The organism is Novosphingobium sp. 17-62-19 (assembly GCF_002256775.1).
In the GTDB taxonomy this organism is placed as follows: Bacteria; Pseudomonadota; Alphaproteobacteria; order Sphingomonadales; family Sphingomonadaceae; genus Novosphingobium.
In genome coordinates, this window is record NZ_NCII01000087.1 from 1 (window position 1) to 14257 (window position 14257).

Sequence of the window (14257 nt, forward strand, 5' to 3'; positions counted from 1 at the left end):
GGATCTCGACATGATCATGGGCTGCGCATCGAACAAGGCAGACCTGTGCGGAACGCTGGCCGATGTCGACACCGCGCTGGTGGACGAGGAATGCCGCGGCCTGCTCGATTCCGCGCGCCGCCTGAACGAGGCCAACCGCAAGGTGCGCAACCTGATTGCGGCGAACGTATCGTCGCGGCTGGAAATGCTGACCGGCAATTCGCAGCTTTATAAGGCGAATGCGCAAGTTCACCGGCTGCGCAGCGCATGAACCAGATTTTGCAGAGCGCCAAAATCGCAGTCTAACATCAAACACCTAACCGTCATCCTGAACTTGTTTCAGGATCCATTTTGCCAATCAAACTGCCGTTTCCGGCGAGGGATGGACCCTGAAACAAGTTCAGGGTGACGAACATGGAAGAGTAGGCAGTAGCGGACATCTCGATTTGGCACGGGGCTTGCTGAAGTCCTTCCGAAGCGTCGCAGACCAGCGACCGGAAGGACAGCCAAGTGAGTTCAGTCGAAAGTACCGGAACACCATTCGCCCCGGCCGCAGTCAGCGGTGCCGGGGCGAATGTGCGTTCGGCGATTGCCGGGGCGGCGCAGGCCACTGGCACCGACTTTGCCTATCTGATGGCGCAGGCGAAGCTGGAATCGAGCCTAGACCCTTCGGCCAAGGCACGCACATCAAGCGCCAGCGGGCTCTACCAGTTCACCAGCGGCACCTGGCTGCGCACGCTCGACAAACATGGCGCGCAGCATGGACTTGGCTGGGCGGCGGACATGATCGAGGGCGGCACGGTGCGTGATCCGGCGGCGCGCGCGCAATTGCTGGCGCTGCGCTTTGATCCTCAGATCGCGTCCGTAATGGCGGGCGAACTGGCGGGCGAGAACAGCGAATATCTGAGCGGCGTGCTGGGCCGTGCTCCCGATCATGCCGAGCTTTATGTCGCGCACTTTTTTGGTGCCGAAGGGGCGGGGAAGTTTCTTTCGGCGCTGGCCAGCGATCCATCGCAGAGCGCTGCCGGGATTCTGCCAGCGGCGGCGGCGGCGAACCGCTCGACCTTCTACGGGGCCAATGGCGCACGTTCGGTGGGCGAAGTGATGGGCGTGATCCGCGCCCGCATGGCACGGGCCAGCGACAGTGTAGGCGGCGAGGACGCCTTGCAGCGGGCAGCAAGCATGGGCGTGACGCCTGCAAGCGCCGCAGCACAGCAACAGTTCACTGGCGGGCCAATCGCGCGTGAGTTTCAGGGTGCGGCGGCAGCGGGCGGCAATTCTTTGCCCCAGGGCGGCAGTTCGATGGCCGATACGCTACGCCAGACTTTTGCGTTGAACGAGGGCGGTTCTGCCCCGGCCCACGTCAAGCAGGCCTACGGCCGCCTTTCGGCACTGGGGCTTTAAGCGATGTTCAAGCGCTTTGCCTCTCCTGCTGCATTTGCCTTGCCCGGCGGCATTCTCACACTGATCGTGCTGATGGTCGTGCCGATCCCGTCGATCCTGCTCGACGTGTTTTTCGTGCTGAATATCGCGCTGTCGGTGGCCATTCTGATGGCGGCGATGAATGCGGAAAAGCCGCTCGATTTCTCGTCATTCCCCTCGGTCCTGCTGTTCGCCACGCTGTTGCGCCTTGCGCTCAACGTGGCGTCCACGCGCATCGTGCTGGTCAACGGGCACGAAGGCGGCGCGGCGGCGGGCCATGTGATCGAGGCGTTTGGTGCATTCCTGATCGGCGGCAACTTCGTGGTCGGCCTGTTCGTGTTCATGATCCTGATGATCATCAACATGGTGGTCGTCACCAAGGGCGCAGGCCGCGTTTCGGAAGTCTCCGCGCGGTTCACACTCGACGCCTTGCCCGGCAAGCAGATGGCGATCGACGCCGATCTGGCCGCAGGTCTGCTGACGGGTGACGAAGCCAAGGCACGCCGCCGCGAAGTGGCGACTGAGGCCGATTTCTACGGTTCGATGGATGGTTCGTCCAAGTTCGTGAAGGGCGATGCGGTTGCCGCGCTGCTGATTTTGGGCGTCAACATCATTGCCGGCTTCTGCCTCGGCATGATTACCCACGGGTTGACTGCCACGCAGGCGGCTGAGTTTTACATCACACTGGCCATCGGCGATGCGCTGGTGGCGCAGGTGCCATCGCTGCTGCTCTCGATTGCGGCCGCCACCATCGTCACCCGCGTATCCGACAGCCGCAACCTGACCGACCAGATCAGCGGGCAGTTTGCCAACCCGGCAATCTGGCTGCCGGTGGCGATCATCATGGGCGCGATCGGCGTGATCCCGGCCATGCCGCAGACGATCTTCCTGCCCGCAGCAGGCCTTGCCGGATGGCTGTGGTGGGGGCTGAAGAAACGTGCTGCGCGGCCTGTGCCGGTGGTGGTCGAACCTGTGGCCGCCATCGATCCGGGCCGTATCACGCTCGACGATGTCAGCGACCACACGTTGGTCACGGTGGAAATGGGCTATGGCCTTGTCCATCTGGTGGACGAACGGCGCGGATCGCCGCTGGTCGCGCGGATCACCGGGGTGCGCAAGCAACTGAGCCAAGGCTTCGGCTTTATCGTGCCGCAGTTCCGCGTGCGCGATTCGCTGGAACTGGCGCCCAATACCTATCGCGTGCTGCTGGGCGGCGTGCCGATTGCGGTGGGTGATATGCGCCCCGAAAAGGTGCTCGCCATCGATGCGGGCGAGGCCAATCCCGATCATGGGCTGCGCGGTGAGGCGACCCGCGATCCCAGCTTTGGCTGCCCTGCCATCTGGATCGAACCGGCGCAGCGCGATCTGGCGATTGCCGAAGGGTTCCTGACGGTCGATGCCAGCACGGTCATTGCCACGCATCTCAATCAGGTTCTGGGCGACCGGCCATCGGCACTGCTTGGACCCGACGAGGTCAAGTCGATCCTCGAAGGGGTGAAGGACCGTTCGGCGGGGCTGATCGAAACGATCCATCCGCAGCCCATGTCTCTGGGTGCGCTCACCCGCCTGTTCCACGCCCTGCTTGATGACGGCATTTCCATCGCGCACCCGCTGCCGATCCTTTCCGCGCTCAGCCAGGCCTTGCAGCAGACTACCGATCACGAACGGCTGATCGATCTCATGCGCGCCGATCTGGGCAACATGATCGTGGGCCGCGCGTGCGGGCCGAACGACCGCCTGCCAGTGGTTACGCTGGAAGCGGGCCTTGAGCAGATGATCGTTTCCGGGATGCACGATCCGGCCACCGGGCAGCCGGTGATCGAGCCGGATCTTGCGCGTGGGATTGGTGAGCGGGTCTCCGACCTGATCGCAGAACGTGGCCCCGGTGCGCTGCCGATTGCGCTGATCGTGCAACCGCGCGCCCGCCGCCCGCTTGCCAGCCTGCTGCGCCTGCGCGCGCCGAATTGCCTGGTGCTGTCCATTGCCGAACTGCCGCCGTCGCAACCGATCGAGGTGATTACCGTGATCGGCGGCGAGGCCCCCCAGTCTTCTCAGACCAACGCCACCCATGAAGAGCAGCCGACCCTTGAGGGAATTGCCGCATGAAACACGACCACCGCGGTTTTGCAGCCGCACGCGCCTACAAAAAAGATGAAACGGCAGACCGCATCCGGCGTTTCTTGCCGATGGTGAAGCGACTGGCGTGGCATGTCCACGGATCGGGTCGCGCCGGGATCGAACTGGAAGACCTGATTCAGGCGGGCCTTGTTGCGCTGACCGAATGTTCGCAACGGCATGACGGGCCGACCGAGGACGGCTTTGCCGCCTATGCCAAGCTACGCGTGCGCGGGGCAATGGTCGATCTGGTACGCCGCTCCACGCCGCTGTCGCGCTCTGCCACGGAACGGCGACGGGTGCTGCGCGAGAAGACGTCTATGCTGACCAACGAACTGGGCCGCCCGCCGAGCGATGCGGAACTGGCCGCTGCTGTGGGTCTGTCAGAACGCGAACTGGCAGACCAGAAGGCGGCGGATGAGCCGCTGCGTTTCGAGGCCATCGATGAGGCCTACTCCGACAGCAATGCCGCCTTTGCCGACGACCGGCCCGACAGCTTTGCGTTGCTGGCGGACGAAGAAATGCGCGAAGCCGTGGTGGCGGCGATCACCGACCTGCCGGAACGCTTGCAGGTGATCATCCAGCTCTACTTCGTCGAGGAACTGAACCTTGCCGAAATCGCTGAGGTGCTTGGCGTCAGCATCCCGCGCGTACACCAATTGAAAGCTCAGGCGCTCGACAAGCTGCGCGCGGGGCTGGGAGAGGGCTACGACATCCTGTGAATTATGATGCGTGTTCGCCGGTCAGGATCGGATCGCCAATGGTCATCTTGCGGCCGTCGGTGATGATCACCTTGTCACCCAGCTTGGCGAGCTTGAACAGGTTCTGCGCGAATTCATCGGGCACGCCAACGCAGCCGTTGGTGGCATAGCCTTTTTCGACCTTGCTGCCGTGGATCGCCACGCCATCGTTGGTCAGGCGCATCATCCACGGCATCGGCGCATCGTAGATGTTCGAGACGTGATCGGCGTCTTTCTGGGTGATCGGGAACACGCCGGTGGGCGTAGGCTTTTCGCCATAGCCTTTGAGAATGGCGGCTGCGCCGATTTCGTGGCCATCGCGGAACACCGAGATCACGCGAGCAGTGAGGTCTACCGTTACGACCAGCGGGCCAGTGGCAGGCGCGCGGGTTTCGTCCCAGTAGAACTTGCCGAACTTGATCGGCTCGTTGATCGGCAGGATCGATTTGACAACGAAGGGGCTGTCGACGGGCTTGGGCGCGGCGACTGCCGGGGGCAGGGCGGAAGGATCGGCAGCAGCGGTGACCATAGGTGCCGCTTCAGCGGTGCTATTGCCGAACAGCGTGCCGGCAATGTCCTGCCCCACGTTGAAAGCCAGCAGCGATGCAGCACCGGTGGCGAGCAGGCCCAGTGGCATCCGTACCCAGCTTTTGCTCCAGAGGTTCGTCTGCTTTTTCATCCTGCCTGCTCCTTTCGCCTTAAGGGTTAGGCATTAATGCAGGGCCTTGCGAGTCCCGATCTGACGGCGTCCCGCACAGGGACGGCAGTGGTTCAGCGGGTTACCGAACAGGGTTAACGCGCGGGAGGGCCAGTCTCCGCCATATTGCTTCGAGTGGGCCTTGGCCAAAGCGGGCGAGCCACCAGCGCGGCCACGCCAGCATCGCGGCCCAGCCCAGCGCGACGAAAGCGGGGAGCCATTGGCGCGGTAGTTCCGGCCCCAGCGCAAGCCCCCACCCGCTGAAGATCGCACCCATCAGCACTGTGGTGCCGATGTAGTTGGTGAATGCGCAGCGGCCTGCGGCCGTCAATCGCTGGCCGAGCCAGGTTGCCCGCACGAGCGGGAACAGCAGTACCAGCGCTGCCGCATAACCGAACGCTATGAACAGATGGGGCAGAGCCATGCCATGCTCGATTGCGGCGAACATGGCGCGCGGGGGCCAATCGTGTGTCAAGAGCCAGTGCAGCGCGAGCAACGTAGGCAGTGCCCCCAAGCCGATTCCGACCGTTGCAACTTGTTTCAACCGCTTGCGGGGCCAATCGGCAAACATGCCCAGCCGCAGCAGTGCCATCCCGGTCAGCATCAGCGGCAGAGTTTCGGTAAAGGTCGAAAGCGTGGTGGTCAGCGGTTGCAGCGCTGATTGTCCGAGTTTCAGACGCATGGCCTCGAAAAAGCCAGCGTTCAGAACCTTTGAGTCTTGCGCGACCAACGCTGCGATGCGGTCCATCATCGCGGCTTGTTCTGCCATGTCGGCGGCAGGCGCGACCCCTGCCAGTACGGCTTGTTCAGTCACCACGCCCGGCAGGTCGAGCAGAGCTTCAACCCCTTGAGAAAGCGCGTAGAATGGCAACGCGATGCCGAGCAGTTGCCGCGGCGAAAGCTGGCGGAACATCAAGGCACCAAGCCCGCATAGCGCATAGGAAAACAGGATATCGCCCCACCACAGCAGCGCGAAATGCAGGTAACCGAACAGCAGCAGCCACAGCAGGCGACGCACTTGCGCCATGTCAGGGGCAGCGCCCTGTCGTTCTGCTGCTTGGGCAAACAGCACCATGCTCGCCCCGAACAGCAGCGTGAACAGCGCGCGCATCTTGCCCTCGAACAGAACGAAGGCGAGCGCGAACCACCTGTCGGCGGCGGGTTCGGGGTAGGGAATGGCGGGCGAAAAGGTGGCCAGCGAAGGCCCCCAGAACCCGGTTACATTGATTGCCAGAATGCCCAGCACGGCCACGCCGCGCAGGAAATCCAGCGCCTCTATGCGGTTGGAAGGAAAGGTCTGAGGGGAAGTGTCCGGGGCCAAGCCCTTAAGGCTTTACCACCAGACAGGTGAACCCGCCAGACTTGAGCGCGGCGCAGGCCTTGTCTGCATCGGCTTGGCTACTATAACCGCCTGCAAGGAGGCGCGTGACGCTGCCCGATGGCAGGTCGATGCGGCTGCTTCCGTTGAGTTCGGGGCGTCCCTTGACCTTGTTCCACAACCCGTCGGCGTTGGATTTGACTCCGAACGCGCCTAGCTGGACGCGCCAATTGCCTCTTGCGGTAGTAGCTGCGGTCGCAGCCACCTTTGGCTTTGGCGCAACTATTTGCGGCTTGGCGGCAACAGGTGTGGGAACAGCCGGGTTCTTGCCCTGCGACATGGTTGTCGGGTTGGCATAGGAAGCGCCCGCAGTGATGACCGAAGGTGGCATATCTGCCCGTTCGAGCGCGCCACCTGGTACACTGGTGCGAATGGGCGCAGTTGGCACGGCTTTTACACCAAGATCGGCTGCAGCAAACTGCTCGCTCCGTTTGGCCTGAGACTTCTGATCGAGTTCCGAGGCGAGCGAAACGCCCATCTGCCGCTGTTCGAGCGGGATCATCCCGTCCATCGTGGCAAGGCCGCGCTTGGCCTGTTCCAGCCCGCTCGATGCCGAACGGCTCATCAGCGCGTAGGCGCGGACCCAGTCCTTGCCGACAACGTCGCCGTTAAAATGGGCAATCCCCAGGATGTACATGGCGCGCGGTTCCCCGCGCTCGGCCGAGGCCTGCAGGAAAGGCACTGCATCTGCCTTGCGATTGTCCTGAAACAGCAGCAGGCCCAGCGTGTCTGCCGCTTTGATGTGGCCGGATTGCGCCGCTTTGCGATACCATGCTTCGGCGCGCTTCAGATCCTGCGGAACGCCTTTGCCCAGCTTGTAGGCCTGGCCCATGTTGAACTGCGCATCGGCATCGCCCTTGGCCGCAGGGCCGAGCCACTCCTTGACCGCAGTCTCGTGTTCTCCGCGCGACCATGCGTCGACGCCGGCCTTGACGTCGGCCCGCGCGGCAGGAGCGGAAATTATCGTAGCAAGCGCCAGCCCAAGTCCCAGCGCTTTTGTCGTTGCAGCCGATTGCCTCAAATCGCTCATCTTCAAAATGCCCGTGCTGAAGAAAACAGTATTGTTCGTGTTGCAACCCACATCGGCCATCGTCGAACTGTGCAGTGCGACCGATTGCACCTGATATTGTTGGCCTATTTGCTTTGGGTTGCTTTCCGGCAAGTATAGTCAACGAGACGTTAGCGAAGTCTTAGCGCGACTTCACAGTATCGTCTTCATCTTTCCTTGCGGCTGTGCGGTGCAGGGCGATCATCGATAATCCGGCCTGTTAACCAAAATTTCAACCCGATCTGCGAATCCACTGTCCAAGAGTTTGTGATTTTCAGGGGATTTGGCTTTGCGCGTACTGGCATTGGCATCGCAGAAGGGCGGTTCGGGCAAGACCACCTTGTCCGGGCACCTCGCCGTTCAGGCCCAGCGGGCAGGGGCAGGCCCGGTGGTTTTGATCGACATTGATCCGCAAGGCTCACTGTCGGACTGGTGGAACGAGCGCGAGGCCGAATTCCCGGCCTTTGCGCAGACTACCGTTGCGCGGCTGGCCAGCGATCTTGCGATCTTGCGTCAGCAAGGCTTCAAGCTTGCGGTTATCGATACGCCGCCAGCAATTACCATGGCAATCCAGTCGGTTATCTCGGTGGCTGAACTGATCGTCGTGCCGACCCGCCCCAGCCCTCACGATCTGCGCGCCGTGGGTGCCACCGTCGATCTGTGCGATCGCGCCGGAAAGCCTTTGATCTTCGTGGTCAATGCCGCAACGCCCAAGGCCCGCATCACGGCCGAGGCTGCTGTCGCTCTTTCACAGCATGGCACGGTTGCACCGGTCACGCTGCACCAGCGCACCGATTTTGCTGCTTCGATGATCGATGGCCGCACGGTGATGGAAGTTGATCCCAATGGTCGGTCCGCCGCGGAAGTGACGTCGCTGTGGACGTACATTTCCGAGCGACTCGAAAAGAACTTCCGCCGCACCGTCTTTGCCGTGCCGCAGCAGGCTGCTGTGATGCCCATGGCGGGCGCTCCACGTCCAATGGGCGGCTTTGGCCGCCGCGTTGTCGGCTCGTGAGGGGGCGGTTCGTGAGGGGGCGGTTCGTGATAAGGAGGCGCCTGTGATGAGCGCAGTCAAACCACTCGCATCGCTGTCGTCCGGCTTGCTTGCCCGCAAGGGTGCGGCAAAGCCTGCGATGCGTCCGCAGTTGCTCGTCGGATCGGGCGAGGCCATTCCTGCGCTCACGCGTGAAGAGGCCGATCTCAACGATCTGGGCTGGAATGATCTGGGCGAGGCTGATGCTGCCCAGACCGAAAAACCGGTTGTGGTTCAGCAGCAGGAAGCTCTGGCTCAGGCCGTTGCACCCTACGAATCGGAGCCTGTGCCCCGCCGCCGCATGAAGGCTGGCAAGGAAGTGCGCTCTGCACTGCACGAAGGCCGCAAAGCTGCCTTCACCCTGCGCCTCGATCACTACCGCCACTTGCGCCTGCGCCTTGCTTCCACGCTTGAAGATCGCAGCGCACAAGCCGTCGTGACCGAAGCACTTGATCGCTACCTCGCAGAATTGCCTGAAGTCGAAGCTCTTGCCCGCCGCGCGGTTGGCCAGAACTGAGCCTTTCGAAGGAACCTTTGAGAATGAGCATCCGCCTTTCCGCTTTCGTCCCAGACCGCACTACGCGCCTGATCGTGTCCACTGCGCTTGCTGCAGGCTTGCTCACCGGCTGCGGATCGGCGGGTGAGAAGCCCGGAAAGATTGCATCGTCGGCCCACTCGGCGCTGGAAAAGGGTGATGCCGAAGCGGCCATCGGCAATGCCGAGAAGGCCGTTCTGGCCGATCCGCGCAATCCTGCTTACCGGGTGCTGCTGGGCAATGCCTATCTCAAGGCGGGGCGCTTTGAATCCGCACGTCAGGCTTATGATGATGCGATGGAATTGGGCGAAGACAGCAGCCGCACCGCGCTGAGCCTTGCGCTGGCCGATCTCGCACTGGGTCTTAATTCCGAAGCGATCGATACGCTCAATTCCTACCGCGATACAGTTGCGGCTTCTGACTACGGCCTCGCGCTGGCGCTGGCAGGGCAGCCTGCCCAAGGAGTCGCTGTCCTGAGCGACACCCTACGCAGCGGCGACAACACCCCAAAGGTGCGCCAGAACCTTGCGCTGGCCTATGCGCTGAGCGGTCGCTGGCGCGAAGCCCGCGCGATGGCCGCGCAGGACGTCCCTGCCAACCAGCTTGGCGATCGTATGGAACAGTGGGCGTTGATGGGCTATTCAGACAGCAGCCGTGGGCGCGTGGCCAGCCTGCTTGATGTGCCGATGCGCGCCGACAAGGGCCAGCCTGCCGCACTCGCGCTGGCAAACTTCCCGGCGACTGAACAGCTTGCGGCTGAAGCTGCCACACGTGCTGAACCCGCTGCGCTTGCCGCTGCTCCTACGCTGGCTGAAGCTGCGGTGCATGAACTGCCTGCGATGGATGAGCATGAGGCACCTGCCCCGGCTTTGGCTGATTCGTCTTCGCAGTCCAAGCCTGTGCAACTTGCGCTGATCGACCTGCCGCCGTCACAGCCCTCACCGGCGAGTACGGTTCAGTTTGAAGCCCAACCTATGGTGCAGGCGGTGAAGCGCAAGGCGCCAGCAAGGCGCGCAACCGCGCCGGCACCAGCTCCAGCACGCACTGCAAAACCGGTGGCTGTGGCCAGTGGTGGCACGCACCTTGTCCAGCTCGGGTCCTTCGCGACTGCTGAAGGCGCACGTCGCGCATGGCGTCATTACACTTCGCGCAATCCCGGCCTTAAAGGCTTTTCCAACGTGACCACGCAGGTCACTGTGAACGGCAAGCAATACTGGCGCGTGCAAGCAGCGGGCTTTGGCGGCCAGGCATCGGCAAGTTCGATGTGTGGATCGGTCAAGGCGCGTGGCGGCACTTGTCTTGTGCTGCGCGGCAATGCCCCCGGCCAGCAGCGCGCCGCTGAAACGCGCATGGCCAAGCGCTGATTCATCCAACTCGTTGAGAGTGAAGCAGGGCGCGGGACCATCGGGTTCCGCGCCCTGCGCCGTTCAAGAGACTTGATTTCCGCCCTTGAACAGCGCGGTGACGCGGCCTTCCACCGGACGCCGGTCAAATGGAGTGTTGCCAGCGGCAGCTTCCATCTTGTCTGAATTGACGATCCAAGGACGTACCGGATCGACCACAGCGATGTCCGCTTCAGCGCCCACGTCCAGCCTTCCAGCGTCAACACCCAGCAGCTTTGCCGGATTGGTCGCCAGCAGTTCGAAGGCGCGGCCCATGCCGATTATGCCGTCGCGCACGAGAGTCAGCGTCAAGGGTAGTAGCGTTTCTGCACCTGCCATGCCGGGTTCGGCGTCGGCAAAGGGCAGGCGCTTGTCTTCTGGCCCGCGTGGATCGTGGCCCGATGCAATCACGTCGATCGTGCCATCGGCAATCGCTGCGATCACCGCCTTGCGGTCTGCATCCTGACGCAACGGGGGTGAAAGGCGGCAGAACGTGCGGAAGCCCACCAGTTCGAGGTCGGACAAGATGAAGTGCGCAGGCGTTACCCCCGCCGTCACCCGCACGCCCCGTGCCTTGGCCGCGCGCACCAGATCGAGCGCGCGCGCCGTCGTTACCTGCCGGAAATGGATGTGTGCGCCCGATAGCTCGGCGAGAGCAATGTCGCGCGCCACGGCCAATGCCTCGGCTTCGGCAGGCGCGCTTGGCAGGCCAAGCCGTGTTGCCACGTCGCCTGCTGTTGCAACCGCGCTGCCGGTGATCCCCGCATCCTCGGCGTGTGTGACCACGACCAGCCCCAGCATCGCGCAATAGCGCAGAAGCCGCAGCATCACGCCTGAATCGCCGATCCACCCGCGCCCGGTCGCGACGGCCTTCGCCCCCGCATCGCGCATCAGCGCCAGTTCAGCGAGTTCCGAACCCTCCAGCCCGCGCGTGGCGGCGGCCAGCGGGTGGACCCACATGTCAGGCTTGCCCGACTGTGCGGCAAAGCGCACCCGCGCCGGGTGGTCCAGCACTGGCCCCTGATCGGGCATCAGGGCTGCGCGCGTGATCCCGCCGAAGTGGAAGGCGGGTTTGTCGATGGCGAAGACGCCCAGATCGACCAAGCCGGGCGCGACCAGTTTGCCACCAGCGTCGAACACTTCGTCGCCGTCCCGCGGGCTGACATCGCCCAGCGCGACGATCCGCCCTTCCTCGCAGCGCAGCGCGCCGTTGACAGGCTCGCCCGAACCCAGCACCAGCTTGCCGCCGGTAATCGTGAGAGGCCGCGCGATCATGCTGCCGCTCCTTCTGCTTCCCAGCCCGAAACGCCGCGCGTCCGGCGCGTCAGCACTTCAAGGCAAGCCATGCGGATTGCCACGCCCATCTCCACCTGCCGCGTAATCAGGCTGCGGGTGGGATGATCTGCCACGGTCGAATCGATCTCGATCCCCCGGTTCATCGGCCCCGGATGCATCACGAAGGCATCCGGCTCGGCCTTGGCCAGCCGCTCGGGCGTTAAACCATAGAGGTGCCGATATTCGCGCGGGGAGGGGATGAACTGCCCGGACATGCGCTCCTGCTGCAACCGCAGCATCATCACCACGTTCGCGTCCTTCAGCGCCGCGTCGAAATCATACACCGGCGTCACACCCATCGCCTCAACCTCGGCCGGCATCAGCGCAGGCGGCGCACAGACGCGCACATCGGCACCCAGCGCGGTCAGGCTCAGGATGTTGGACCGGGCCACGCGGCTGTGCAGGATGTCGCCGCAGATCGTCACTTTCAGCCCGTTGAGGTCAGAGCCGATGGGAAGCCCCAGAGCGTGCCGCATGGTCAGCGCATCCAGCAAGGCCTGCGTCGGATGCTCATGCTGCCCGTCCCCTGCATTCAGCACCGGACAATCGACCTTCTCTGCAATCAGCCGAACCGCGCCGCTGCTGGCATGGCGGATCACGATGGCATCGGCGCGCATGGCGTTGAGCGTCATGGCCGTGTCGATCAGCGTTTCGCCCTTCTTCACGCTGCTGGTGGCGGCGTGCATGTTCACCACGTCCGCGCCCAGCCGCTTGCCCGCAATTTCAAAGCTCAGCAGCGTGCGCGTGGAGTTTTCGAAGAAGGCGTTGATGATCGTCAGCCCGCCCAGCAGATCGACCTTCTTCTTCGGCTGCCGGTTCAGTTCCACCCACTGCTCCGCCTCGTCGAGCAGATAGAGGATTTCGTGGCGCGCAAGCTGGCCGATGCCGGTCAGGTCACGGTGCGGAAAGGCGAGGCCGCCCGCTGGATAGCGGCCTGCTTGAGGAAGGTTTGGGCTTTGCATTGAAACCAGTTCCCTAGAGTGCAGGTGCCTTGCGCTCAAGCGGTTTCCCGCTGGCTTTGCCGGGTCGTCCACAATAGAGTTGCGCGCATGAGCTTTGCCAAATCGGTCTGGAAGATCCTCGTCGCCATCAAGGACGGTCTCGTCCTGTTGTTCCTGCTGCTGTTCTTTGCCGCGCTTTATGCGGTGCTTTCAGTGCGCCCAGCCCCCGGTCAGGTGCAGTCAGGTGCACTTTATGTGCCTCTTGCAGGCGTTGTGGTTGAAGAGGCGAGCGACATTTCGCCCACCGCGTTCCTGTCTGGCCAGACTCCCGTGGCGGAATATACCGCCCGCGATCTGTCCCGCGCCATCACCGAAGCGGCAACGGACAAACGGATCAAGGCGGTCGTGCTCGATCTTGAAGCCTTCGGCGGCGGCGCGTCGGTCCACCTCAGCCAGGTCGGTGAGGCGATGGACAAGGTGCGCGCGGCCAAAAAGCCCGTGCTGGTGCGCTCGCTGATCTACACCGACGATGCGATGCAGCTTGCCGCCCACGCCAGCGAAGTGTGGGTCGATCCGATGGGCGGCGTGGTCGTCACCGGCCCCGGCGGCTCTCGGCTCTATTACAAGGGCCTGATCGACAAGCTGAAAGCCACCGTCCACGTGTTCAAGGTCGGCACCTACAAAAGCGCGGTCGAACCCTACATGCGCGCCGATATGTCACCCGAAGCGCGTGAAGCGATGCAGGGCGTCTATGGCGCGATCTGGCAGAACTGGCAGGACGAGGTGAAGAAGGCGCGCCCCAAGGCGGACCTTGCGCTGATGCTGACCGACCCTGAAAAGTGGGTGGCCGATAGCGGCGGCGATGCTGCACAGGCTGCGCAGAAATCTGGCTTGGTTGACCGCGTGGGGGATAGCGTGTCCTTCGGCAAGCGCGTGGCCGAACTGGTCGGCGCGGATGAGGACGCGGGCCTTGGCGGGTTCAAGTTCACCGAACTGCCCGTCTATCTGGCCGACAAGACGCCATCCAAGGCGGGCAAGGCCATTGCCGTGGTCACTGTGGCGGGCGAAATCGTCGATGGCGATGCTGGCCCCGGCACTGCCGGAGGGGATCGCATTGCCAACCTGATCGATGGCGTGACGCAGAGCGACGATTACGCCGGCCTCGTCCTGCGCGTCGATTCGCCGGGCGGCTCGGTCCTCGCGTCCGAACGCATCCGCAACGCGGTCGAACGGGTAAAGGCCAAGGGCCTGCCGGTTGCCGTGTCGATGGGCAGCCTTGCTGCCAGCGGTGGCTACTGGGTTTCCACCCCCGCCCAGCGCATCTTTGCAGAGCCAAGCACGATCACCGGCTCGATCGGCGTGTTTGCCGTGCTGCCCAGCTTCGAAAACGCGCTGCCGCAGATCGGCGTCACCACCGATTCGATCGGCACCACCCCGCTTTCGGGCCAGCCCGACATCCTCGGCGGCCTCAGCCCGCAAATCTCTGCCGTGCTGCAGGGACAGGTGGAACGCATCTACGACCGTTTCTTGGGTCTGGTGAGCAAATCACGCGGCAAATCATCGGCAGAGATCGACAAGATCGCCCAAGGCCGCGTCTGGGACGGCGGCACTGCCCGCCAGCTTGGCCTCGTCGATGAATTCGGCGGTCTGGA

12 protein-coding genes and 1 pseudogene are annotated in these 14257 nt (G+C 63.5%); 8 read left to right on the top strand and 5 right to left on the bottom strand.

The features are described 5' to 3' along the window. The 4 genes and pseudogenes from B7X90_RS14555 to B7X90_RS14570 all read left to right on the top strand — a co-directional run. A pseudogene (locus B7X90_RS14555) lies at positions 1-250 on the top strand (flagellar protein FlgN); the annotation flags it as partial. A gap of 239 nt (positions 251-489) precedes the next feature. Next, entirely contained in the window at positions 490-1383 is an 894-nt protein-coding gene (locus B7X90_RS14560; protein ID WP_292625588.1) for a lytic transglycosylase domain-containing protein, read from the top strand. Positions 1384-1386: 3 nt separating this feature from the next. Then, a complete protein-coding gene (locus B7X90_RS14565; protein ID WP_292625590.1) occupies positions 1387-3507 on the top strand; it encodes a flagellar biosynthesis protein FlhA in 2121 nt (706 codons plus the stop codon). Then, a complete protein-coding gene (locus tag B7X90_RS14570) occupies positions 3504-4238 on the top strand; it encodes a sigma-70 family RNA polymerase sigma factor (protein ID WP_292625592.1) in 735 nt (244 codons plus the stop codon). The genes B7X90_RS14565 and B7X90_RS14570 overlap by 4 nt, the downstream gene beginning before the upstream one ends. A 1-nt stretch (position 4239) precedes the next feature. Here the strand turns inward: B7X90_RS14570 and B7X90_RS14575 are convergent, their stop codons facing one another. The 3 genes from B7X90_RS14575 to B7X90_RS14585 all read right to left on the bottom strand — a co-directional run bounded on the left by B7X90_RS14575 (position 4240) and on the right by B7X90_RS14585 (position 7361). After that, the gene (locus B7X90_RS14575) at positions 4240-4935 is read right to left on the bottom strand and encodes a L,D-transpeptidase family protein (protein ID WP_292625594.1); all 696 of its coding nucleotides are present in this window, start codon (positions 4933-4935) and stop codon (positions 4240-4242) included. 100 nt (positions 4936-5035) lie between these two features. After that, positions 5036-6274 (bottom strand): DUF418 domain-containing protein, encoded by a 1239-nt coding sequence (locus tag B7X90_RS14580; protein ID WP_292625596.1) that lies wholly within the window; start codon positions 6272-6274, stop codon positions 5036-5038. Positions 6275-6278: 4 nt separating this feature from the next. Continuing rightward, positions 6279-7361 (bottom strand): SPOR domain-containing protein, encoded by a 1083-nt coding sequence (locus tag B7X90_RS14585; RefSeq protein WP_292625598.1) that lies wholly within the window; start codon positions 7359-7361, stop codon positions 6279-6281. 307 nt (positions 7362-7668) lie between these two features. Here B7X90_RS14585 and B7X90_RS14590 point away from each other — a divergent pair, with 307 nt between their 5' ends. Genes B7X90_RS14590 through B7X90_RS14600 form a run of 3 tightly spaced genes read left to right on the top strand, consistent with a single transcriptional unit; the run spans position 7669 to position 10311 of the window. Continuing rightward, a complete protein-coding gene (locus B7X90_RS14590; RefSeq protein ID WP_292625600.1) occupies positions 7669-8394 on the top strand; it encodes a ParA family protein in 726 nt (241 codons plus the stop codon). 46 nt (positions 8395-8440) lie between these two features. Further along, on the top strand, positions 8441-8929 hold the full coding sequence (locus B7X90_RS14595; protein ID WP_292625602.1) for a hypothetical protein: 489 nt from the start codon (positions 8441-8443) through the stop codon (positions 8927-8929). Between the two features lie 23 nt (positions 8930-8952). Beyond that, complete coding sequence (locus B7X90_RS14600) at positions 8953-10311, top strand: SPOR domain-containing protein (RefSeq protein ID WP_292625604.1); 1359 nt, start codon at positions 8953-8955, stop codon at positions 10309-10311. A 63-nt stretch (positions 10312-10374) separates the two neighbouring features. On the opposite strand, the gene B7X90_RS14605 is transcribed toward B7X90_RS14600, so the two are convergent. Beyond that, positions 10375-11604 carry a dihydroorotase gene (locus B7X90_RS14605; RefSeq protein ID WP_292625606.1) on the bottom strand — a complete coding sequence of 410 codons (1230 nt, stop codon included), beginning with the start codon at positions 11602-11604 and terminating at the stop codon, positions 10375-10377. Beyond that, on the bottom strand, positions 11601-12626 hold the full coding sequence (locus B7X90_RS14610; protein WP_292625608.1) for an aspartate carbamoyltransferase catalytic subunit: 1026 nt from the start codon (positions 12624-12626) through the stop codon (positions 11601-11603). Before B7X90_RS14610 ends, B7X90_RS14605 begins: the two co-directional genes overlap by 4 nt. Before the next feature lie 87 nt (positions 12627-12713). Here B7X90_RS14610 and sppA point away from each other — a divergent pair. Further along, on the top strand, positions 12714-14257 hold a 1544-nt coding region (sppA, locus tag B7X90_RS14615), incomplete at its 3' end, for a signal peptide peptidase SppA (RefSeq protein WP_292625610.1).